The organism is Micromonospora wenchangensis (genome assembly GCF_002210435.1).
Taxonomy (GTDB): domain Bacteria; phylum Actinomycetota; class Actinomycetes; order Mycobacteriales; family Micromonosporaceae; genus Micromonospora; species Micromonospora wenchangensis.
Genome location: NZ_MZMV01000018.1, coordinates 95,318 through 116,451, shown reverse-complemented (window position 1 = coordinate 116,451; position 21,134 = coordinate 95,318). Strand labels below are relative to the sequence as shown.

The following is a 21,134-nucleotide window of genomic DNA, read 5'->3' as shown; positions in this document are numbered from 1 at the left end:
GGGGTGGTCGGCGGCGGCGTGGTGGGCGGCGGGGTGGTCGTGCCGCCGGTGCAGGTGGTGCCGTTGAGGGTGAAGCTCGTCGGCTTCGGGTTGCTGCCGTTCCACGAGCCGTTGAAGCCGAACGACACGGTGGCGCCGGTGCCGATCGCGGCGTTGTAGCTGACGTTGCGGGCGGTGACCTGCGCGCCGGACTGGGTGACGGTGGCGTTCCACGCCTGGGTGACCTGCTGCCCGGCCCCGTACGACCAGGTCAGGGTCCAGCCGTCGATCGGGTCGCCCAGGTTGGTGACGGCGACGTTCGCGCCGAAGCCGCCGCCCCACTCGGACGAGACGGTGTAGTCGACAGCGCAGCCGGCCGCCGCGGCCTGGGCCGGTAGGGCGACCGCCGTTGCGGCGGCGATCAGGCCGGCGGCCAGGAACACCCGGCCCGGCCCTGTTCTGGTGAGTCGCATTCGGTACTCCTACTGGGGGTGGTGGGAGTCGGTGGTGGGAAGACGTCCGGCACCGGTGCGCACGCACACCGGTGCCGGACGGGTGGGTCAGGAGACCGTGCAGGCGGTGCCGTTGAGGGTGAACGCGGTCGGCTTGGCCGCGTTGCCGGTGTGTTCGGCCTGGAAGCCGACGTCGACCGAGGTGTTCGGCGCGATCGTGCCGTTGTAGGAGACGTTGCGGGCGGTGACCGCCCCGCTGGTCGGCGTGTAGGTGGCGTTCCAGCCGCTGGTGATGGTCTGCCCGCCGGGTAGGGTGAACGCCAGTGCCCAGCCGTTGACCGCCGTGCTGCTGGTGTTGGTGATGCTGATCGACGCGGTCAGGCCGGAGTTCCAGGCGTTGACCGTGTACGCGACCCGGCAGCCCGCCGCCGGCGGCGGCGTGGTGGGCGGGGGCGTGGTGGGCGGCGGGGTGGTCGGCGGGGGCGTGGTGGGCGGCGGCGTGGTGGGCGGGGCGGTGGTCGGCGGGGTGGTCGGCGTGTTGCCGCCGAGGCTGCCGGGCACCGCCCGCAGGGCGTTGTACCAGGTGGTGGCCATCTTGCGGTAGCCGGTGGCGTTCGGGTGGATGCCGTCGGCCAGGTCGGCCGTGCCCACCGCGCTGAACATGTCCACCAGGTGCACCCGCTTGCCGGCGTTGACCTTGCTCTGCACGATCCCGGGGATCGCCGCGTTGAACGTGCGGACCGCCGATTCGGTGCCGTTGCGCGGGATGATCGTGGCGACGAAGACGTCCGCGTTCGGCGCGGTGTTGGTGATCTTGTCGATCAGGGTGGAGAGCCGGGTCGGTGCGCCGGAGGCGTTGTACATGTCGTTGGTGCCGATGTGCAGCAGCACCGTGCGCGGGGTGGTGTTGCGCAGCCAGTTCACCACGTTGGCGTCGATCTGGGCGATGGTCCAGCCGGAGTGGCCCTCGTGGTCGTGGTCGCCCAGGTTGGACGGCCCGTTGAACATCGAGCCGACGAAGTCGACCCGGTAGCCGTCGGCGACCATCCGCTGCCACAGCTCGATGCGGTAGCCGCCGGGGACGTTGAAGCCGTCGGTGATCGAGTCACCGAGGGGCATCACGCGTACCCCGCCGTTGGACTCCGCGTTGGCAGGTGCGGTCAGCACCGACCCGGTGGCGACCGCGGCCACCAGGGCGGCGGTGGCCAGGCCCAGCAGGCGCAGGCCGCGCCGCATGGTGGGCAGCCGTCGGCCGCTGGGGGCGGTGCTGACCGGATGGGGACGGTCGGACGGGGGTGGCCCGGCGTTCGGGCAGCTCGTGCCGCTCATGGAAACTCCCTGGGGTGGCGCGCGGAGCGCGGTGCGGACGTGCAGCACGGCGACCGTCCCGGGATGTCGCCGTCTCGTCCGGCTCGTGGACAAGGGGGTGTGCCGGCACGGGCCCGGACGTCGCCGCGCGCACGGACCGACCGCCGTTGCCCGGCGGATTCCCCTGGAACTGACGGGCGGAGGTGCGCCACGCGCGTCGACCGGGAACCCGGACCGCGTCACCGGCGGTGGACGCCGTGTGTGCCGGTGGCCACCGACCCCCGCAGGTGGACGAACCCCGACGGGTGGACGAAGCGGTGACCACGGCCGGAGCGTGCCCTGCGCTCCCGCCGCGATGCACCATATCGTGTTATCGCTAACATCGGCAACAGATCGGTGCGCGACGATGCCCGGGTGAACTACCGGCCGGCTCCCCGACGACGCCGGGCGCAGCGGAGCGCCCCTGCGCCGGGCGGCGTCCCGTCCGCCGGTCGGGTCGGCGTCCCCACCCGCGCGACGCCGGTCACCGCCCGGTGGTCACCGCGCCGGGTCGTCGGTGGCGGGGCGCAGCAGCGGGGCGAGCCAGCGCAGTTGCCGCTCGACCTGCCACGCCTCGCCGCCCTCGTGGCCGTTGAACGGGTAGGTGTGCAGCTCACGTGGGGGAAGCCCCGCCCGGCCGTTCGCCGCGCCGTACTGGTTGTAGGCGGCGAAGCCGGTGCTCGGCGGGCAGACGTCGTCGCGCAGGCCGATGCCGAAGTGCGCGGGTGCGGTGGCCCGCCGGGCGAAGGTCACCCCGTCGACATAGGACAGCGTGTGCCGGACGGCCTCCTCGACCTGCCGGTGCACCGACAGGTACCTGGCGATCTCGCCGTACGGGGCGGCGTCGGTCAGCTCGATCCCGCGCTGGACGTCACAGAGGAACGGCGCGGTGCTCAGCAGCGCCGCGAGGTCGTCACGCAGACCGGCGACGGCCAGGGCGAGCCCGCCGCCCTGACTGTTGCCGACGGCTGCCACCCGGGCCGGGTCCACCCCGGGCAGCGCGCGGACGGCGTCCACCGCGCGGACCGCGTCGGTGATCAGCCGGCGGTAGTGGTAGTCGTGCGGGGTGAGGATGCCCCAGGTGGCGGGCCATGGGCCGCCGGGCGCGCCGTGCGGGTCGGGGGTATCGCCCGCGCCGTGCAGCCCGGACTGGCCCCGGTTGTCCATCAGCAGGTGCGCGTACCCGGCCACCGGCCAGGTCAGCCGCTCGTGCGGCAGGCCCCGGCCGCGCCCGTAGCCGGCGTACTCGACCACTGCGGGCAGCGCGGTGTCGACCCCGGCCGGCCGGGTGTACCAGGCCCGCACCGGGTCACCGGCGAAACCGGCGAAGGTGACGTCCCAGGTGTCGACCAGCCGCAGGTCGGTCCGGTGTGGGCGGACGTCGACCAGCACCGGGCGCTCACCCGCCGTGGCGAGCGTGTCCCGCCAGAACTCGTCGAAGTCGGCCGGTTCGACGACGGTCGGCGCGTACCGTCGCAGGTCCTCGCTGGATGCCATGGGTTCCTCGGGTGCTCAGGGACGGGTGGTGGCGGGTGGGGCGGTGCTCTCCCGGACGACCAGCTCGGTCACCAGGTCGATCCGGCTGGTCGCCACCGTCGTGCCGCGGGCCAGTTCCAGCAGCATCTGGGTGGCGGTGCCGGCCATGTCCCGCAGGGGCTGGTGCACGGTGGTCAGCGGCGGGTCGGTCCAGCCGGCGACCGGCAGGTCGTCGTACCCGATCACCGAGAGGTCGTCGGGGACCCGCAGGCCGAGCCGGCGGGCGGCCCGGAGCACGCCGATGGCCTGCAGGTCCGAGCCGGCGAAGATCGCGGTCGGCCGGTCGGGCCCGGCGAGCAGCTCCAGGCCGTGGGCGTGCCCGCCGTCGACGTAGAAGCTGCCGTAGCGCACCAGGTCGGCGTCCAGGGGCAGGCCGATCTCGTCGTGGGCGGAGCGGAAGCCGGCGGCGCGGGCCTGGCTGCACAGCACGTCGCGGGGCCCGGAGATGACGGCGATCCGGCGGTGCCCCAGCTCCAGCAGGTGCCGGGTGGCCAGCAGGCCGCCGTTCCAGTTGTTGGAGCCGACGGTCGGCACCGACGCCGAGGTGGCGCTGTCGGTGTCGACGACCACGAACGGGATGCGGTGTTCGGCCAGCATGAGCTGCTGCGGCGGGGTCGGGTGGCAGAGCACGAAGAGCAGGCCCAGCGGACGCCGGGCGACCAGGGCGTCCAGCCGGCGGGGCGCGGGCCGGTGCGCCCCGTCGAGCTGGGAGATGGCGATGCCCAGTCCGGCGGCGGAGGCCACCGCCTCGACCCCGCTCATGATCTCCATCGCCCAGCCGGAGTTGAACTCGTGGAAGACCAGGTCGATCTGGTCGATCCCGGGCGACTGCCGGCGGATGCGGCGGCGGTACCGGTGGCGCTCCAGGCTCTCCTCGACCCGCGCCCGGGTCTCGGCGGCGACGTCCGCCCGCCCGTTGAGCACCTTCGAGACGGTCGCCACGGAGACGCCGACCTCCTCGGCGATGGTGGCGATCGTGGCCGAGGCCTGTGGGGTGAGCGGGCGGGACGCGGTCATCGAAGCCTCACCAGGCACGTCCGAAAGTTTCGGAGAACTCTAGCACGTTCGGTTCGAAACCGGGATTCGACAGTGCCCGAAGATTTTGACGGGGGTGAATGTACTTTCTGGGAATTACGCGGCCTCGTATCCCAATTGAGGCCCTTGACACGCGCCGGCAATGCCTCCTAAGTTGCCCGAAAAAGGTAACGCGCTGTTTACGAAATTTTCGAACCCCCCGCCGCCGCGTTGCCGTTCCCGGCGGGCGTGGGTGGGGGAGTGTCGAAGGTGAGGGGTGTGGCATGAGAAGTCAGGTGCCCGTCGACGACGGCCCGGCACCCCGCGGAACCCAACCGTGGCGGGACCCCCGGCGCTCACCCGCGCAACGGGCCGACGCCCTGGTCCCGCTCATGTCGCTGGAGGAGAAGATCGCCCAACTCGTCGGCGTCTGGGTCGGCGCGGAAGCCTCCGGCGAGGGGGTCGCCCCGCACCAGGCCGACATGATCGACGGCGCGCCGCCGTGGAGCACGATCATCCGCCACGGGCTCGGCCAGTTGACCCGCCCGTTCGGCACCGCACCCGTCGACCCCGTGGTCGGGGCCCGCTCGCTGGCCGCCTCCCAGGCGCAGATCGCCGCCGCGAGCCGGTTCGGCATCCCGGCGCAGGTGCACGAGGAGTGCCTCACCGGCTTCGCCGCCTGGCGGGCCACGGTCTACCCCACCCCGCTGGGCTGGGGCGCCTCCTTCGACCCGGAACTGGTCGAGGAGATGGCCGGCCGGATCGGCCGCTCGATGCGGGCCGCCGGGGTCCACCAGGGACTCGCCCCGGTGCTCGACGTCACCCGCGACTACCGCTGGGGGCGTACCGAGGAGACCATCGGGGAGGACCCGTACCTGGTCGGGACCACCGGGGCGGCGTACGTGCGGGGCCTGGAACGCGCCGGCATCGTCGCCACCCTCAAACACTTCGCCGGGTACTCCGCCTCCCGGGGCGGACGCAACCTCGCCCCGGTGTCGATGGGCCCCCGGGAACTGGCCGACGTCATCCTCCCGCCGTTCGAGATGGCCCTGCGCCTCGGCGGTGCCCGCTCGGTGATGAACTCGTACGCCGAGATCGACGGCCTGCCCGCCGCGGCCGACGAGGGGTTGCTGACCGGGCTGCTGCGCGACGAGTGGGGCTTCACCGGCACCGTCGTCGCCGACTACTTCGCGGTGCGCTTCCTGGAGACCCTGCACGGGGTGGCCGCCGACGCCGCCGACGCCGCCCGGCTCGCCCTGCGCGCCGGCATCGACGTGGAACTGCCCACCGTGGACGCGTTCGGCGAACCGCTGGTGGCCGCCGTGCGCTCCGGCGCGGTCGACGAGGCGCTGATCGACCGGGCGCTGCGCCGGGTGCTGATCCAGAAGATCGAACTCGGGCTGCTCGACGAGGACTGGCAGGAACTGCCCGAGGACGCGGCGAACCTGCGGCTCGACGACGAGACCAGCCGGGACGTCGCCCTGCGGCTGGCCCGCGAGTCGGTGGTGCTGTTGCGCAACGACGGCGTGCTGCCACTGGCCCCCGGCCGGCGGGTGGCCCTGGTCGGCCCGGTCGCCGACGACCCGATGGCCCTGCTCGGCTGCTACTCCTTCCCCAACCACGTCGGGGTCCGCCACCCGGAGCACGGGTTGGGCCTGGAGATCCCCTCGCTGCGCGACGAACTCAGCAGGTCGGTTCCCGGCCTCGTGCACGAGCCGGGCTGCGCGATCACCGGCGACGACACCTCGGGCATCGCGGCGGCGGTCACCGCCGCGGCGCAGGCCGACGTCTGCGTGCTCGCCGTCGGTGACCGCGCCGGCATGTTCGGCCGGGGCACCTCCGGCGAGGGCTGCGACGCGCCCGACCTGCGACTGCCCGGCGTACAGGCCGACCTGGTCCGGGCGGTGCTCGACACCGGCACCCCGGTGGTGCTGGTGCTGATGACCGGCCGGCCCTACGCGCTCGGCCCCGACCACGAGCGCGCCGCGGCCGTCGTCCAGGCGTTCTTCCTCGGCCAGCGCGGCGGGCAGGCGCTCGCCGAGGTGCTCACCGGCGCGGTGAACCCGTCCGGCCGGCTGCCGGTCAGCGTCCCGCGCGACGCCGGTGGCCTGCCCGGCACCTACCTGACCCCGCCGCTGGGCCGCCGCTCCGAGGTGTCCTCGATCGACCCCACCCCGGCGTACCCGTTCGGCCACGGGTTGGGCTACACCACCTTCGCCTGGTCCGACCCGGTGGCGTCGGACGCCGGGGAGACCGGCGGGCCACCGGCCTGGCCGGTCGACGGCGAGACGACGGTACGGATCACCGTGCGCAACACCGGCGACCGGCCCGGCACCGAGGTGGTGCAGCTCTACCTGCACGACCCGGTCGCCCAGACCACCCGACCCGTGGTCCGGCTGGTCGGCTACGCCCGGGTGCCGCTGGACCCCGGCACGGCGGCGCAGGTCAGCTTCACCGTGCCCGCCGACGTCGCCTCGTTCACCGGGCGCGACGGCCGGCGCATCGTCGAACCCGGCGACGTCGAACTGCGCTTCGGTCGCTCCAGCGGCGACACCGCGGCGACCCTGCCGCTGCGGCTGACCGGTGCGCAGCGGCAGGTCGGCGCGCGACGACACCTGCTCACGGCGGTACGGGTCGAGCCCGCCGGCACCGACCCGCAGGCCGGATAGGAGGCCGAGGATGACATCCCCGACGCTACTGCCGCCGCCACCGGCCGCGGCGACGCCCGCCCCGGTCCGGCGTCGCCGGCACCCCTGGCGGCGGGCCCTGCGCCGGGACTGGCAGCTCTACTCGCTGGCCGTCCTGCCGCTGCTGTTCTTCCTGGTCTTCCGGTATCTGCCGATGATCGGCAACGTGATCGCGTTCCGCCGGTTCAGCCCCGGCGGCAGCGTCTTCGGCGAGTACTGGGTGGGCCTGCGGTACTTCCGGCTGTTCCTGGCCGACCCGACCTTCTGGCAGGTGTTCACCAACACCCTGGTGCTGGGCACGCTGACCCTGCTGTTCTGCTTCCCGCTGCCGATCGTGCTGGCGCTGCTGCTCAACGAGGTCCGGGCCCGCAGGCTCAAGCGGTTCGTCCAGTCGGTGTCCTACCTGCCGCACTTCCTGTCCATCGTGATCGTGGCGGCGATGGTGATGCAGCTGCTGTCGATGGACGGCTCGGTCAACCAGTTGGTCCGGGCGGTCGGCGGGGAGGGCGTGCCGTTCCTGCAGCAGCCGGGATGGTTCCGCGCCGTCTACGTCTCCTCGGAGGTCTGGCAGACCGTCGGCTGGGGGACGATCCTCTATCTGGCGGCGCTCACCACCATCGACGAGAACCTGTACGAGGCGGCCCGGATCGACGGGGCCAACCGCTGGCGGCAGACCTGGCACGTCACGCTGCCCGGGATCAGGCCGACGATGGTGACCCTGCTGATCCTCAACATCGGCACCTTCATGGCCGTCGGGTTCGAGAAGATCCTGCTGCTGTACAACCCGCTGACCTACCCGACCGCCGACGTGATCTCCACGTACCTGTTCCGGCTGGGCTTCGAGTCCAGCAACTTCAGCTACGCCGCCGCGATCGGCCTGTTCGAGGCGGTGATCGGGTTGATCCTGGTGCTGGGCGCCAACACCATCTCCCGCCGCACGGTGGGGACGAGCCTGTGGTGACCGTGGCGCCCGGCACGGCCGGCCCGAAGACCCCGGCGGCCCGCCCCGCGTCCCGCCGCCGCCGGGGCATCCGCCCGACCCGGGGCTACCGGGTGTTCCAGGCGGTCAACGCGGTGGTGCTGACCCTCGTGGTGGTCGTGACGCTCTACCCGTTCGTCAACATCGTGGCCCGGTCGCTCAGCGACGAGGCGCCGATCATCGCCGGGAAGGTCAACCTCGTCCCGCAGGGCTTCAACCTCACCGCCTACCGGCTGGTGATGTCCGACCCGATGTTCTGGACGAACTACCGCAACACCGTGGTCTACACCGTCGTCGCCACCGCGATCTCGATCGTGCTGACCACCTGCTACGCGTACGTGTTGTCCAAGCACCAGCTCAAGGGGCGGGGGGTGCTCGTCGGGGTCGCCGTGTTCACCATGTTCTTCTCCGGCGGGCTGATCCCCAACTACGTGCTCATCACCAGCCTGGGCATGAAGAACAGCATCTGGGCGGTGGTCCTGCCCAACGCGATCAACGTGTTCAACCTGCTGGTGATGAAGGCGTTCTTCGAGAGCCTGCCGGTGGAGCTGGAGGAGGCCGCCGCCGTCGACGGGCTGAGCACGTACGGCACCCTGCTGCGGATCGTGCTGCCGCTGTCCAAGGCGATCATCGCCACGATGGTGCTGTTCTACGCGGTGTCGTTCTGGAACTCCTGGTTCACCGCGTTCCTCTACCTGGATCAGCAGGACCTGCTCCCGGTCACGGTCTACCTGCGCAACCTCATCGCCGGGGCGACCGGGGCGCAGTCCGCCGGCGGCGTCGCCGAGTCCGACGCGGTGCAGGCGGCGGCCACCATCCAGGCCGTGACCATCGTGCTCACCACCCTGCCGATCCTCGCGGTCTACCCCTTCATCCAGCGGTTCTTCGTGTCCGGCGTGATGCTCGGCGCGGTCAAGGGGTAGCCCGGCCGACCGATGCACCCACTGCACCCCCACACCACCTGATCGAAAGGACGAGCCATGTTCCACAGGACGTGGCGCCGCGTGGCGATAGCCGCTGCCGGGCTGCTCACCCTCACCCTCGTCGGGGCCTGCTCCGACGACGCCCCGGACGCCAAGGACCTCGACGGCAACCGGGCCGGCGCGATGGCCGACTACGGGATCGACAAGCAGTTCAAGGCCACCGAGCCGCTCTCCTTCCCCATCCTCTACAACAACCACCCCAACTATCCGCTCAAGGACGACTGGCTGTTCTGGTCGGAGCTGACCAAGCGGACCAACGTCAAGCTCGAACCGGTGGCCGTGCCGCTGAGCGACTACGAGCAGAAGCGCAGCCTGCTCATCGGCGCCGGTGACGCCCCACTGATCATCCCGAAGACCTACCACCCGGCGGAGAACGCCTTCGTCTCCTCCGGCGCGATCCTGCCGGTGAGCGACTACCTGGACCTGATGCCCAACCTCAAGGACAAGATCGCCAAGTGGAACCTCCAACCGGAGTTCGACACGCTGCGACAGTCCGACGGCAAGTTCTACCTGCTCCCCGGCCTGCACGAGAAGCCGTGGGCGGAGTACTCGATCGCGGTGCGCACCGACATCCTCCAGCAGCTCAACCTCCAGATCCCCAAGACCTGGGACGAGCTGTACACCGTGCTCAAGGCGATGAAGGCCCGCTACCCCGACTCGTACCCGTACTCGGACCGGTGGAGCAAGCCGAACCCGGGCGGGGAACTGCTGAGCATCGTCGGCGCGGCGCACGGCATCCGGACCGGCTGGAGCTGGAACCCCGCCACCTGGGACCCGGCGGCGAAGAAGTTCGTCTACACCGGCGCCACCGAGCAGTACAAGCAGGTGATCGTGTACCTCAACAAGCTGGTGGCGGAGAAGCTGCTCGACCCGGAGAGCTTCACCCAGACCGATGAGCAGGCCCGGCAGAAGCTCGCCAACGGCAAGTCCTTCGTCATCGGCAGCAACGCCCAGACCCTGGTCAACGACTACCGCCCCGACCTGGCCAAGACCCTGCCGAACGCCAAGCTGACGAAGATCCCGCTGCTGGTCGGCCCGGCCGGCGAGATCAACCCGGCCAGCCGGCTGGAGAACGGCGTCATGATCTCCAAGAAGGCCCGGGACAGCAAGAACTTCGTGGCGATGATGCAGTTCGTCGACTGGCTGTACTACTCCGACGCCGGCCAGGAGTTCGCCAAGTGGGGCGTCGAGGGCACCACCTACAGCAAGGACGCCGCCGGCAAGTACACCCTCAACCCCGACGTCGACATGATCGGGCTCAACCCCAAGGGCAGCAAGCACCTGCAGAAGGACTTCGGCTTCGGCAACGGGGTGTTCTCCTACGGCGGCAGGCTCGACCTGGTGCAGTCGTTCTTCTCCCCGGAGGAGATGGAGTTCCAGAAGGTGATGAACGCCCGCACGCCGCTGCCGGTCGACCCGCCGGCCCCGCTCACCGACGAGGAGCGGGAACAGGCGTCGCTGTGGGAGACCCCGCTGAAGGACCACGTCATCCAGAACACGCTCAAGTTCATCCTCGGCCAGCGGCCCCTCACCGAGTGGGACGCCTACGTCGGCGAACTGAAGGCCAAGAACGCCGACCAGTACATCGGCCTGGTCAACAAGGCGCACGAACGGTTCGAGAAGGACAACGGCTGACCGACCCGGCCCGGCCGGAACCCTCCACCGGGTTCCGGTCGGGCCGGGCACCGGACCGGCGAGCACCGGAGGACACCAGATGCGGATCACCGTTCCCGCCCGACCCGTGGGGCGGCTCACCGACGCCTGGCGGCGGTGTGTCGGCACGGGACGCTTCGAGTTGGCCCTGCGCCGCGACTACCAGGACTCGCTGGCCCTGATCCAGCAGGACATCGGGTTCCGGCACATCCGGGGGCACGGCCTGCTCAGTGACGGCGTCGGCGTCCACCGCCCCTACCGGCACGGCGGCGAACGCCTGGTGCACCACTCCTTCACGTACGTCGACCAGGTCGTCGATGCCTACCTCGGCCTCGGCATCCGGCCGTTCGTGGAGCTGGGCTTCATGCCCGAGGCGCTGGCCTCCGGCGAGCAGACGGTGTTCTGGTGGCAGGGCAACGTCACCCCGCCCCGCTGCTGGTCGGAGTGGGGCGACCTGGTCCGCGCCACGGTGGCCCACCTGGTCGACCGGTACGGCCTCGACGAGGTGCGCGGCTGGCCGATCGAGGTGTGGAACGAGCCGAACCTGCCCGACTTCTGGCAGGGCGCCGACCGGAACGCCTACCACCGCCTCTACGAGGTGACCGCGCACGCGGTCAAGGAGGTCGACGCCGGGTTGCAGGTTGGCGGCCCGGCCATCTCGCCCGGCGCGGACGACTGGTGGGAGCCCTTCGCCGACTTCGTCACCACGCACGACGTGCCCGTCGACTTCGTCAGCCGGCACGCCTACACCTCCGGCCCCGCCCAGCACGTGCCGTTCGGCACCCACCAGACCCTGGCCCCGGCGTCGTCGCTGCTGGAACAGTTCGCCGCCCCGCGCCGGCACCTGTACGGCACCGCGCTGGCCGACCTGCCGGTGCACATCACCGAGTTCAACTCCTCCTACCGGCCGGACAACCCGATCCACGACACGGCCTTCCACGCGGCCTACCTCGCCCCGGTGCTGGCGGCCGGCGGCGACCTGGTCGACTCCTTCTCGTACTGGACGTTCAGCGACGTGTTCGAGGAGGTGGGGGTGCCGACCGCGCTGTTCCACGGCGGGTTCGGCCTGCTCACCCACCGCCAGATCAAGAAACCCACCTACCACCTGTACGCGTTCCTGGCCCGGCTCGGCGGCGACGTGCTCGCGCGGGGCGTCGACCACCTGGTCACCCGGCACCCCGACGGGCGGGTCGCGATCCTGGCCTGGGCCCCGGTGGACGTGACCGGCCTGCACCCGGTGCCCGACCGGCACCGGCTGGCCCTGTCGGTGCCGGTGGGTCCCGCCCCGACGGTGGACGGGGAGGTCACGTCGGCCTTCCTGCTCCGTTCCTCGGTCAGCGAGGACGCCGGCAACGCCTGGGCGGCCTGGAGCGAGATGGGCCGTCCCCGGTCCCCCCGCCCGGGGCAGCTCGACAGCCTGCGGGAGGCCGCCGAGCCGGCCCGCTCCCACCGCGCCCTGCCGATCACCGCCGGCCGGGTCGACCTCGACCTCGACCTGGCCCGGCACGAGGTCACCCTCGTCGAGTTGGCGGCGGTCCGCGACGAGACCCCGCCGTGGTGGGACGAGACGCGGCTGCTCGGCGGCCCCCCGGCGGCCGACCGGGACGAGCCGTCGTGAGCGCGCCGACCTGGCGGGAGGTCGGCGACGGCCCGTTGTCGCGGGCCGCCGCCGCGGTGTACACCGTGCTCGTCGTCGGTTTCCTGCTGGTCCTCACCACCCTTCCCGGCCTGGTCCCGGTGCTGCTGCTGGGCCGTGACGCCAGCAACCTGCCGTTGGTGGCGCTCTGCCTGGTCCCGGTCGGTCCGGCCGTCTCCGCCGCCCTGTACGCCCTGCACCACCAACGCCCCGACCTGACCGACCTGCGGCCCGCCGCCCGGTTCCGGCAGGGCTACCGGGCCAACCTCGCGCAGGTGCTGCGGATCTGGGTGCCGCTGCTGCTCTGGCTGACCGTCATCGCGGTCAACCTCGCCCACCTGTCCGTCGCGGGCGTCCCCACCGGTTGGGCGGTGCCGCTGCTCGCGATCGGGGTCGCGGTCACCCTGGCCGGCGGCAACGCGCTGGTGATCGCCTCGCTGTTCACCTTCCGCACCCGCGACGTGCTCCGGCTGGCGCTGTACTTCCTGGTCCGTACGCCCACCGTCACCGTCGGCACCGCCCTGCTGCTGGCCGCCGCCGGGGCGCTCACCGTGCTCGTCTCCGAGGCGCTGCCGGTGCTGCTGGCCGGGCCGTTCGTCCTGGCGTACCTGCGGGTCGCCACCCCGATGACCGACCTCGTGCGGAAGGACTTCACCCGATGACCAGCCCCGCCACCGCCCCGGCCACCGCCACCGAGGCGCCGCACCCCGCCTGGCTGCCGCCGGAGGCGTTCCAGGCGCTCGGCGCGCGTCGGGTGCTGCTGCACGGCGACGGCCCGCTCGTCGACACGGTCCACGACGAGGTGGCCCGCGCCTGCGCCCGGCACGGCGGCCGGGTGGAGCGCACCGCCGCCGGGGCGGTCGACCTGGTGCTCGCCCTGCGCGACTCGGGACCGCTGCCCGAGGTGGTGCCGGCCGGCGCGACGACGGCTCCGGACCCCGACGGTGGGCCGCTGGGTGACGAGGGTTTCCTGCTGGCCCGCTCCGACGGGGTCACGGTCGTGCTGGCCGACGCGCCGGCCGGGCTGCTGTACGGGCTGTTCCACCTGGTCCGCCTCGGCGAGGCCGCGTTCACCGGGGAGCAGCCGGCGCGGGCGCACCGGCCGGCGCTGCGCCGCCGGATGCTCGACCACTGGGACAACGTGGCGGTGCACCCGGTGATGGGGCAGGTGGAGCGGGGCTACGCCGGGGGGTCGATCTTCTGGCGGGACGGCCGGCCGCGCGGCGACCGGGACCGGCTGCGGGCCTACGGGCGGCTGCTCGCCTCCACGGGGGTCAACGCGATCTCGGTGAACAACGTCAACGTGGGCCCCACCGAGGCACTGCTGCTCACCGAGCGGCTCGACGACGTGGCCGAGATCGCCGACCTGCTGCGCCCGTACGGCGTCCGGGTGCACCTGTCGGTGACCTTCGCCGCCCCCGTCGTCCTCGGCGGCCTGTCCACCGCCGACCCGCTCGACGACGGGGTGCGCGACTGGTGGCAGAGCACCACGCGCCGGGTCTACGCGCGCATCCCCGACTTCGGCGGGTACGTGGTGAAGGCCGACTCGGAGGGGCAGCCCGGCCCGTTCAGCTACGGCCGCGACCACGCCGACGGGGCGAACCTGCTGGCCGGCGCGCTCGCCCCGCACGGGGGAGTGGTGCACTGGCGGGCGTTCGTCTACAACCACCGGCAGGACTGGCGGGACCGGACGACCGACCGGGCCCGTGCCGCGTACGACCACTTCGCCCCGCTGGACGGGCGGTTCGCCGACAACGTCGTCCTCCAGGTGAAGTTCGGCCCGGTCGACTTCCAGCCCCGCGAGCCGGTCTCGCCGGTGATCGCCGCCATGCCGGCCACCCGGCTGGCGGTGGAGTTGCAGGTGACCCAGGAGTACACCGGCCAGCAGTGGCACGCCTGCTACCTCGCCCCCTGGTGGCACGAGGTGCTGGCGTTCCGGCCGTGGGGGCCCGCCGAGCGCAGCGTCGCCGACGTGCTGGCCGACGCGTCCGGCCCGGGGCCGCGCCGGGGCGGCGACCTGGTGGCCGTGGCCAACGTGGGCGACGACCCGTTCTGGTGCGGGCATCCGCTGGCCCAGGCCAACCTGTACGCCTTCGGCCGGCTGGCCTGGGACCCGCGGCTCGACCCGGCGGCGCTCCTCGACGAGTGGATCGACCTGACCTTCCCGGCGGCGACCCTCGACGACCCGGCGCTGGTCCGCGAGACGCTGCACGCCGTGCTGGACGACTCGTGGCGCACCTACGAGCGGTACACCGCCCCGCTGGGCGTCGGCTTCATGGTGAACCCGGCCGGCCACTACGGGCCGGGGGTCGACGGCTACGAGTACAGCAGGTGGGGCACCTACCACTTCGCCGACCGCGACGGCGTCGGGGTGGACCGGACCCGGGCGACCGGCACCGGCATGACCGGCCAGTACCCGCCGCCCTGGTCGCAGGTGTACGAGTCGCTGGAGCAGTGCCCGGACGAGCTGCTGCTCTTCTTCCACCACGTGCCGTACTCCCACGTGCTGCACAGCGGCAGCACGGTCATCCAGCACATCTACGACACCCACTTCGCGGGGGTGGCGGAGGTGGTGGCGATGCGGGACCGGTGGGCCCGGCTCGCCGGGATGATCGACCCGGCGGTGCACGACCGGGTCACCGAGCGTCTCGCCGAGCAGCTGCGCTGCGCGACCGAGTGGCGGGACCAGGTCAACACGTACTTCTTCCGCAAGTCCGGGGTGCCCGACGCCCGGGGCCGCCGCATCCACTGACCGCCCGCCGCGTCTCGTGCCGGCGTGGACCGACCCGCCGGGACGTGGCACGATCACGAGGGTGACCAGCAGATCCGCCCCCGACCAGCAGCTACGTGACCTGGCCCGGCTGCGCCGGGTGCGGGACCGGATCGACCGCGAGTACGCCCGACCGCTGGACGTCGAGGCGCTCGCCCGGGGCGTGCACATGTCGGCGGGTCACCTGAGCCGGCAGTTCCGCCGCGCCTACGGCGAGTCACCGTACTCCTACCTGATGACCCGGCGCATCGAGCGGGCGATGGCGCTGCTGCGCCGGGGCGACCTCAGCGTCACCGAGGTCTGCTTCGCGGTGGGCTGCTCGTCGCTGGGCACCTTCAGCACCCGCTTCGCCGAGCTGGTCGGCATGCCGCCGAGCAGCTACCGGGCGCTGGCGGCGCAGGGGTCGGCCCAGTTGCCGCCGTGCCTGACCAGACAGGTGACCCGACCGGTCAGGAATCGAGAAGCACCCGCCCCGCTCATCACCTAGCGTGATCGGCATGGATCTCACCATCGACACCTGCGTCCTGCCGCACGACGACCCGGACGCCTCGTTGGCCTTCTACCGCGACATCCTCGGCTTCGAGGTCCGCAACGACGTCGGTGCGGGGAAGATGCGCTGGATCACCGTCGGGCCGCCCGGCCAGCCCGGCACGTCGGTCCTGCTGGCCCCGCCGGCGGTCGACCCGGGGGTCACCGACGAGGAACGCCGGACCATCGCCGAGATGATGGCCAAGGGCACCTACGGCTGGCTCATGCTGGCCACCGGCGACCTCGACGGCACCTTCGAGAAGGTGCAGGCCGGCGCCGCCGAGGTCGTGCAGGAACCGATCGACCAGCCGTACGGGGTGCGCGACTGCGCCTTCCGCGATCCGGCCGGCAACCTGATCCGGGTCAAGGAACTGCGCTGACCCTCGGCGGCCCGGTGTCGCCCCGGCTCACCAGGGATGGACGGTGCCGTCCTCCAGCCGGTTGACCGGCAGGTACGCCGGGGCGTACGGGTAGCGGGCCGCTGCCTGTTCGTCGATGTCCACCCCGAGGCCGGGGGTCTCCGCCGGGTGCAGGTAGCCGTCGGCGTAGTGGTAGCCGTGCGGGAAGACCTCGTCGGTGGCGTCGGTGTGCCGCATGTACTCCTGCAGGCCGAAGTTGGGGATGGCCAGGTCGACGTGGAGGGCGGCGGCCATGCAGACCGGGGAGAGGTCGGTGGCCCCGTGCGAGCCGCTGCGCACGTGGTGCAGCGCCGCCAGGTCGAAGATGCGCCGTAGGTGGGTGATGCCGCCGGCGTGCACCACCGTGGTGCGGATGTAGTCGATGAGCTGTTCCCGGATGAGCTGGGCGGCGTCCCAGATGGTGTTGAACACCTCGCCGACGGCGACCGGGGTGGTGGTGTGCTGGCGGATCAGCCGGAACCCCTCCGGCAGTTCGGCGGGGACCGGGTCCTCCATCCAGGTCAGCGCGTACGGCTCCAGGCTGCGGCCGAGCCGGGCGGCCTCGATCGGGCTGAGCCGGTGGTGCACGTCGTGCAGCAGCCGCAGGGTGGGGCCGAACTCGTCGCGTACCCGGGCGAAGACCGTCGGGACGTGCGCCAGGTACCGCGCGGTGGACCAGGTGGCCTCGCTGGGCAGGGCCGCGTCGGCCGGCTCGTAGAACAGCTTGTCGGCGCTGACCCCGTAGGTCTTCGGCAGGCCGGGCACGCCGCACTGCACCCGGATCGCCCGGTAGCCGAGGTCCACGTAGCGGGCGACCTCGACCAGCACGTCCTCGACGGTCTCGCCGTTGGCGTGCCCGTAGACGGTGACCCCGTCGCGGGACCGGCCGCCGAGCAGCTGGTAGACCGGCAGGCCGGCGACCTTGCCCTTGATGTCCCACAGCGCGGTGTCCACGGCGGCGATCGCGCTCATCGTCACCGGCCCGCGCCGCCAGTAGGCGCCCTGGTAGAGGTACTGCCAGGTGTCCTCGATCCGGGCCGGGTCGCGCCCGATCAGCAGCGGCACGACGTGGTCGCGCAGGTAGGAGGCCACGGCGAGTTCCCGGCCGTTGAGGGTGGCGTCCCCGACGCCGGTGACCCCCTCGTCGGTGACGATCTTCAGGGTGACGAAGTTGCGGCCCGGACAGGTCACGATGACCCGGGCGTCGACGATCCTCATGCGGCCTCCTGCGGGTGGCGACGAAGGCCGTGTGGTCCGTCTCGGGCGGACGAGGGCCGTGGTCCGTCGCGCGGGCACGGCAGGTGGGCGCGGCGACGCCGGTGGACCGGTCGTCGCCCGTCCGGCCCGGCTCCGGGCCCGCCGCGCGGTCGCCCCGAAGTCTGGAACCGCCCGCGCGGGCGTGTCAAGGGTCGGCCCGACCGAACGGATGTGACCGCTCACCTGTTCGGCGTATGTCCGCTGCTCGATGGCTGGTCGGAGCGGTGATGGTGGATGCCGTGCCGGGGCCGCTCAGGATGGTTACGGCAGTGTTACATGGATGCGCCTTGACGGATTCCATGTGAGCGCTAACACTTGCCCCCAACGATTGAACGGAGAACGGCATGGATGCAGGCGCGAAGCCGCAGGACCGGTACGTCGTCGGCGTCGACTACGGCACGCTGTCGGGTCGGGCGCTGGTGGTGCGGGTCGGCGACGGCGCCGAGCTGGCCACGGCGGTGCACGAGTACCGCCACGCGGTGATGGAGACGACGCTCGCCGTCGACGGCCAGCCCCTGCCGGCCGACTGGGCGCTGCAGGACCCGGACGACTACCGCGAGGTGCTGCGCCGGGCGGTGCCCGCCGCGCTCGCCGAGAGCGGCGTCGACCCGGCCCAGGTGGTCGCCATCGGCATCGACTTCACCGCCTGCACCGTGCTGCCCACCCTGGCCGACGGCACGCCGCTGTGCGAGCTGCCCGACCTGCGTACCCGCCCGCACGCCTGGGTGAAGCTGTGGAAGCACCACGCCGCCCAGCCGCAGGCCGACCGGATCAACGCGCTGGCCCACTCCCGCGGCGAGTCCTGGATCGGCCGCTACGGCGGCAAGGTCTCCGCCGAGTGGCAGTACGCCAAGGGGCTGCAACTGCTGGAGGAGGACCCGGAGGTCTACGCCCGCGCCGAGCGCTGGATCGAGGCCGCCGACTGGATCGTCTGGCAGCTCTGCGGCGTCGAGACCCGCAACGTCTGCACCGCCGGCTACAAGGGGCTGCTCCAGGACGGCCACTACCCGTCCCCGGCGTACCTGTCCGCGTTGAACCCGGGCTTCGCCGACTTCGTCGCCAAGATCGACGGCCCGCTGGCGCAGCTCGGCGCACGGGCCGGCGGGCTCACCGCGCAGGCCGCCGCCTGGACCGGGCTGCCGGAGGGGATCGCGGTGGCCGTCGGCAACGTCGACGCCCACGTCACCGCCGCCGCCGCGCAGGCGCTGACCCCCGGCCGGCTGGTCGCCATCATGGGCACCTCCACCTGCCACGTGGTCAACGGTACCGAGCGGGCCGAGGTCGCCGGCATGTGCGGCGTGGTCGACGGCGGGATCAGCGCCGGCTCCTGGGGCTACGAGGCCGGCCAGAGCGGCGTCGGCGACATCTTCGGCTGGTACGTCAAGCACGCCGCCCCCGCCGGATTCGCCTCGCACGAGGAGCTCACCGCCGCCGCCGCGGCCCAGCCCGTCGGCGCGCACGGCCTGGTCGCCCTGGACTGGTGGAACGGCAACCGCTCGCTGCTGGTCAACCACGACCTCAGCGGGGTGCTCGTCGGGCTCACCCTGGCCACCCGGCCGCCGGACGTCTACCGCGCGCTGCTGGAGTCCACCGCGTTCGGCACCCGCATGATCATCGAGGCGTTCGCCGAGGCGGGCGTCCCGGTCGACGAGCTGATCGTGGCCGGCGGGCTGACCGGCAACGCCCTGCTGATGCAGATCTACGCCGACGTGACCCGGCGTCCGCTGGGCATCATCGGCTCGGCGCAGGGCCCGGCCCTGGGCTCGGCGATCCACGCGGCGGTCGCGGCCGGCGCGTACCCCGACGTGCCGGCCGCCTCGGCGGCGATGGGCCGGGTCGACCGCGAGGTCTACCGGCCCGACCCGGAACGCGCCGACGCCTACGACGCGCTCTACGCCGAGTACCGCCGGCTGCACGACCACTTCGGCCGGGGTGGCGACGACGTGCTGCTGCGACTGCGGGCGATCCGCAACGCCGCCCGCCGTCCGGCCGCCGCGCCCGCCGCCGAACCGACCACCGACCCCCTGGAGGTGCCGGCATGACCCTCGACCTCGACGCCGAGGTGGCCCGGCTGCGCGAGCAGGTGGCCACCCTGCACGGCGAGCTGGTGCGCTACAACCTGGTGGCCTGGACGGCCGGCAACGTCTCGGCCCGGGTGCCCGGCCGGGAGCTGATGGTGATCAAGCCGAGCGGGGTGTCCTACGACGACCTGCGGCCCGACAACATGATCGTCTGCGACCTCGACGGGGTCGTGGTCGACGGTGACCTCTCGCCGTCCAGCGACACCGCCGCCCACGCCTACGTCTACCGGGCGATGCCCGAGGTCGGCGGCGTGGTGCACACCCACAGCGGGTACGCCACCGCCTGGGCCGCCTGCGGCGAGGCGATCCCGTGCAACCTCACCGCCCAGGCCGACGAGTTCGGCGGCGAGATCCCGGTCGGTCCGTTCGCGCTCATCGGCGGGGACGACATCGGCAAGGGCATCGTGGCGACCCTGTCCGGGCACCGCTCACCGGCGGTGCTGATGCGCAACCACGGCGTGTTCACCATCGGCCGGGACGCCCGCGCGGCGGTGAAGGCCGCCGTGATGTGCGAGGACGTGGCCCGCACCGCCCACCTGGCCCGGACGCTAGGCACCCCGGTGCCGATGGCCCAGGCCGACATCGACTCCCTCTACGACCGCTACCAGAACGTCTACGGGCAGTCGGGGCCGTAACGCCCGACCGCCCGTCCTCGCCACCGGCCCGCCCCGGCGGACCGGTCGATCCACCGCAACCCGATGCACCACCCCTGGAAGGCCCGGTCCGTCCGGCGTGCCGTGCCGGCCGGTCCTTCCGCGCACGCACCATCCCCCACCTCATCCCCGTACAAGGAGTCTTCACATGGCGAAGACCGGTATTACCCTCACCCGGCGCGGCCTCGGCGCGATGCTCGCCGTCGGCCTGCTGGCCGGCGGACTCGCCGGCTGCGGCAACAGCGACACCGGCGGTGACGGCGACAGCGGCAGCAGCGGCGGCGGCAACGGCAAGCTGGTCATCGGCTTCTCGCAGGTCGGCGCGGAGAGCGGCTGGCGCACGGCGAACACCAACTCGATCAAGGAGTCGGCCGCCGAGGCCGGCTACGAGCTGAAGTTCGACGACGCGCAGGGCAAGCAGGAGAACCAGATCAAGGCGATCCGCAACTTCATCCAGCAGAAGGTCGACGTGATCGCCTTCTCGCCGGTGGTGGAGTCGGGTTGGGACACCGTGCTCAAGGAGGCCAAGGACGCCAAGATCCCGGTGATCCTGACCGACCGGGCGGTGGACTCGGCCGACAAGAGCCTCTACAAGACCTTCATCGGCTCGGACTTCGTCAAGGAGGGCCGGCTCGCCGGCGAGTGGCTGGTCAAGGAGAAGTCGGCCGCGACCGGTCCGGTGAACATCGTCGAGCTGCAGGGCACCACCGGTTCGGCGCCGGCCAACGACCGCAAGAAGGGCTTCGCCGAGGCGATCGCCGCCAACCCCAACCTGAAGGTCGTCGCCTCGCAGAGCGGTGACTTCACCCGGGCCGGCGGCAAGCAGGTCATGGAGCAGTTCCTCAAGGCCAACCCGAAGATCGACGTGCTGTTTGCGCACAACGACGACATGGGCCTGGGCGCGCTGGAGGCGATCACCGCGGCGGGCAAGACGCCCGGCAAGGACATCACCATCATCACCATCGACGCGGTCAAGGACGGCATGCAGGCGCTCGCCGACGGGAAGTTCAACTTCATCGCGGAGTGCAGCCCGCTGCTCGGCCCGCAGCTGATGGACCTGGCCAAGAAGGTCAAGGCCGGCGAGGAGGTCCCCGCCCGGGTCGAGACCGAGGAGACCACCTTCACCCAGGAGCAGGCCAAGGCGGCCCTGCCCAACCGGAAGTACTGATCCGACCGGAGGC

Annotated in this window: 17 protein-coding genes; 12 read left to right on the top strand and 5 right to left on the bottom strand. The window is 72.3% G+C overall.

Annotated features, from left to right (window positions below):
- From B5D80_RS13475 to B5D80_RS13460, 4 genes are all read right to left on the bottom strand, one after another.
- The coding region (locus B5D80_RS13475) for a cellulose-binding domain-containing protein (protein ID WP_211291479.1) at window positions 1-452 on the bottom strand (452 nt) is incomplete at its 3' end.
- An 87-nt stretch (window positions 453-539) separates the two neighbouring features.
- Window positions 540-1,667, bottom strand: coding sequence for a cellulose binding domain-containing protein (locus B5D80_RS13470; protein WP_088644204.1), 1,128 nt, complete (start codon window positions 1,665-1,667; stop codon window positions 540-542).
- Window positions 1,668-2,276: 609 nt separating this feature from the next.
- Window positions 2,277-3,275 (bottom strand): acetylxylan esterase, encoded by a 999-nt coding sequence (locus B5D80_RS13465; protein WP_088644192.1) that lies wholly within the window; start codon window positions 3,273-3,275, stop codon window positions 2,277-2,279.
- A 15-nt stretch (window positions 3,276-3,290) separates the two neighbouring features.
- Window positions 3,291-4,331, bottom strand: coding sequence for a LacI family DNA-binding transcriptional regulator (locus B5D80_RS13460; RefSeq protein ID WP_088644191.1), 1,041 nt, complete (start codon window positions 4,329-4,331; stop codon window positions 3,291-3,293).
- A 281-nt stretch (window positions 4,332-4,612) separates the two neighbouring features.
- Here B5D80_RS13460 and B5D80_RS13455 point away from each other — a divergent pair, with 281 nt between their 5' ends.
- From B5D80_RS13455 to B5D80_RS13415, 9 genes are all read left to right on the top strand, one after another.
- A complete protein-coding gene (locus B5D80_RS13455; protein ID WP_088644190.1) occupies window positions 4,613-6,997 on the top strand; it encodes a beta-xylosidase/alpha-l-arabinosidase in 2,385 nt (794 codons plus the stop codon).
- Window positions 6,998-7,007: 10 nt separating this feature from the next.
- Window positions 7,008-7,976: an ABC transporter permease gene (locus tag B5D80_RS13450; protein WP_088644189.1), complete on the top strand. Its 969-nt coding sequence runs from the start codon at window positions 7,008-7,010 to the stop codon at window positions 7,974-7,976.
- Complete coding sequence (locus B5D80_RS13445; RefSeq protein WP_281253459.1) at window positions 7,973-8,917, top strand: carbohydrate ABC transporter permease; 945 nt, start codon at window positions 7,973-7,975, stop codon at window positions 8,915-8,917. Before B5D80_RS13450 ends, B5D80_RS13445 begins: the two co-directional genes overlap by 4 nt.
- A gap of 57 nt (window positions 8,918-8,974) precedes the next feature.
- Window positions 8,975-10,612: an ABC transporter substrate-binding protein gene (locus tag B5D80_RS13440; RefSeq protein ID WP_088644188.1), complete on the top strand. Its 1,638-nt coding sequence runs from the start codon at window positions 8,975-8,977 to the stop codon at window positions 10,610-10,612.
- Between the two features lie 79 nt (window positions 10,613-10,691).
- A complete protein-coding gene (locus B5D80_RS13435) occupies window positions 10,692-12,248 on the top strand; it encodes a GH39 family glycosyl hydrolase (protein ID WP_088644187.1) in 1,557 nt (518 codons plus the stop codon).
- Entirely contained in the window at window positions 12,245-12,928 is a 684-nt protein-coding gene (locus tag B5D80_RS13430) for a DUF624 domain-containing protein (protein WP_088644186.1), read from the top strand. The genes B5D80_RS13435 and B5D80_RS13430 overlap by 4 nt, the downstream gene beginning before the upstream one ends.
- Window positions 12,925-15,018 carry an alpha-glucuronidase gene (locus B5D80_RS13425; RefSeq protein ID WP_088644185.1) on the top strand — a complete coding sequence of 698 codons (2,094 nt, stop codon included), beginning with the start codon at window positions 12,925-12,927 and terminating at the stop codon, window positions 15,016-15,018. The genes B5D80_RS13430 and B5D80_RS13425 overlap by 4 nt, the downstream gene beginning before the upstream one ends.
- Before the next feature lie 61 nt (window positions 15,019-15,079).
- The gene (locus B5D80_RS13420; RefSeq protein WP_088644184.1) at window positions 15,080-15,523 is read left to right on the top strand and encodes a helix-turn-helix transcriptional regulator; all 444 of its coding nucleotides are present in this window, start codon (window positions 15,080-15,082) and stop codon (window positions 15,521-15,523) included.
- 10 nt (window positions 15,524-15,533) lie between these two features.
- Window positions 15,534-15,944 carry a VOC family protein gene (locus tag B5D80_RS13415; RefSeq protein WP_088644202.1) on the top strand — a complete coding sequence of 137 codons (411 nt, stop codon included), beginning with the start codon at window positions 15,534-15,536 and terminating at the stop codon, window positions 15,942-15,944.
- A gap of 27 nt (window positions 15,945-15,971) precedes the next feature.
- On the opposite strand, the gene manD is transcribed toward B5D80_RS13415, so the two are convergent.
- Window positions 15,972-17,180: a D-mannonate dehydratase ManD gene (manD, locus tag B5D80_RS13410; protein WP_088644183.1), complete on the bottom strand. Its 1,209-nt coding sequence runs from the start codon at window positions 17,178-17,180 to the stop codon at window positions 15,972-15,974.
- A gap of 383 nt (window positions 17,181-17,563) precedes the next feature.
- Between manD and araB the strand changes: the two genes are divergently transcribed.
- The 3 genes from araB (at window position 17,564) to B5D80_RS13395 (ending at window position 21,121) form a co-directional block, all read left to right on the top strand.
- Window positions 17,564-19,261, top strand: a complete 1,698-nt coding sequence (gene araB, locus B5D80_RS13405) for a ribulokinase (protein ID WP_088644182.1) — start codon at window positions 17,564-17,566, stop codon at window positions 19,259-19,261.
- Window positions 19,258-19,935 carry an L-ribulose-5-phosphate 4-epimerase gene (locus B5D80_RS13400; protein WP_088644181.1) on the top strand — a complete coding sequence of 226 codons (678 nt, stop codon included), beginning with the start codon at window positions 19,258-19,260 and terminating at the stop codon, window positions 19,933-19,935. Before araB ends, B5D80_RS13400 begins: the two co-directional genes overlap by 4 nt.
- A 166-nt stretch (window positions 19,936-20,101) precedes the next feature.
- The gene (locus B5D80_RS13395; RefSeq protein ID WP_211291478.1) at window positions 20,102-21,121 is read left to right on the top strand and encodes an ABC transporter substrate-binding protein; all 1,020 of its coding nucleotides are present in this window, start codon (window positions 20,102-20,104) and stop codon (window positions 21,119-21,121) included.
- Window positions 21,122-21,134: the final 13 nt, after the last annotated feature.